At 65.5% G+C, this 1,471-nt stretch carries 1 pseudogene; it reads right to left on the reverse strand.

Going from position 1 to position 1,471, the window contains the following annotated elements:
• Positions 1–384 precede the first annotated feature (384 nt).
• Positions 385–1,389, reverse strand: a pseudogene (locus tag AC0L2R_RS33685) (IS110 family RNA-guided transposase); the annotation flags it as partial.
• Positions 1,390–1,471 lie beyond the last annotated feature (82 nt).

The raw sequence follows: 1,471 nt of genomic DNA on the forward strand, positions 1-1,471 counted from the left end.
AGACCCTGGGATCCATATGTGGACGGCGCCTTGCCTGCAACGGTCGTTCTAGGGTGTTTTCGATCGCTTGCGTCCATATGTCCGGCCTTTGAATGCGGTCCTTGCGGCCGCTGGCCAAGGTGGGGTTCGCGACGCCCGTTCCAGTCATGCCAGCGGTTTCCGTTGGCCAATGGATCCCTCGGAGTTTCGCGCGCCACAGATCGATCGATCACGCCCATCTTCCTTCCGTTGCAAGAGCTTGTGTTGGTGTTTCTCCGTTGCGGCCTATGCGGGCATGTCGGCGCCGCGCTGAGCCGCGGTCAAGGCTGGCCGCAGGTCACCGCCGCAGGCGGCGCGAAGCGGCCTTGACGGCGGCGAGGAAGGCGCCACCCCGCCCGCCAGGCCGCAACGGTATGACTCGCCGGTGATCATCATCTTCCAGGCAGTACGCGCGGTCTTGTTGGCCAGCGCCACCGCCGCCAGCTTCGGCGGCTTGCGCGCAAGCAGCGCCGCCAGCCACGGCGAGCCCTTCGTGCGGCCGCGACACACCTGCTGGATATGGGCCGTCGCGCCCACCACCAGAGCCTGTCGCAGCATCTCGTCGCCGGCTCGCGTAATCACCCCGAGCCGGTTCTTGCCGGCAGTCGAATGGTTCTTCGGCGTCAGCCCCAGCCATGCCGCGAAGTCGCGTCCCGATCCGAACGCTGCCGCATCGGTGACCTTGACCGCGAGCAGGCTCGCCACGACCGGCCCGACGCTGGGCATCGCTGCCAGCCGCTTTGCAGTCTCGTCGTTATGGTGATGGGCCAGCAGCTTCTTGTCGATCGCAGCATATCGCGCGCATACCGCGCGGTATTCCTCGGCGAGGGTCTCAAACAGCTCCTTTGCCAACACCGGCACCGTCGCATCGTCGGCAACGCGGGCCAGCAGCGGCTCGATGCGGGCAAGACCTTGCGCGGCCACCAACCCGAACTCGGCGGCATAGCCGCGGATCGCGTTGGAAAGCTGCGTGCGCCGCCGCACCAGCTGCTCGCGCACCCCGAACAGCATCTGCGCCGCCTGCTGCTCGCAGCTCTTGATTCCAACAAAGCGGGTCCTGGGCCGGCTCATTGCCTCGCAAATCGCCTCGGCGTCAGCCGCGTCGTGTTTGCCGCGCCGCACATACGGCCTCACGTGCTGCGGCGCAATCAGCACCACTTCATGGCCCAGCGCCGACAGCGTGCGCCCCCAGTAATGCGAACCGCCGCACGCCTCTAGCCCGATCCGTACCGGCGCAAGCTTGGCGAAAAACGGGACTACTGCACGCCGCTGCAACTTGCGTACCAACACAGGACGCTCGCAAGCGTCGACACCATGCAGTTGAAAAACACTCTTGGACGTATCCATGCCAATGCGAATAAGCTGTTCCACGGACGGCTCCCTTGTTTGAGATCTGACGACCTCACTCTGGCACATCCGATGCCGTCGGGCGCCGTCCACCCCATCATGCCGT

Source organism: Mesorhizobium sp. WSM4820, assembly GCF_055811075.1.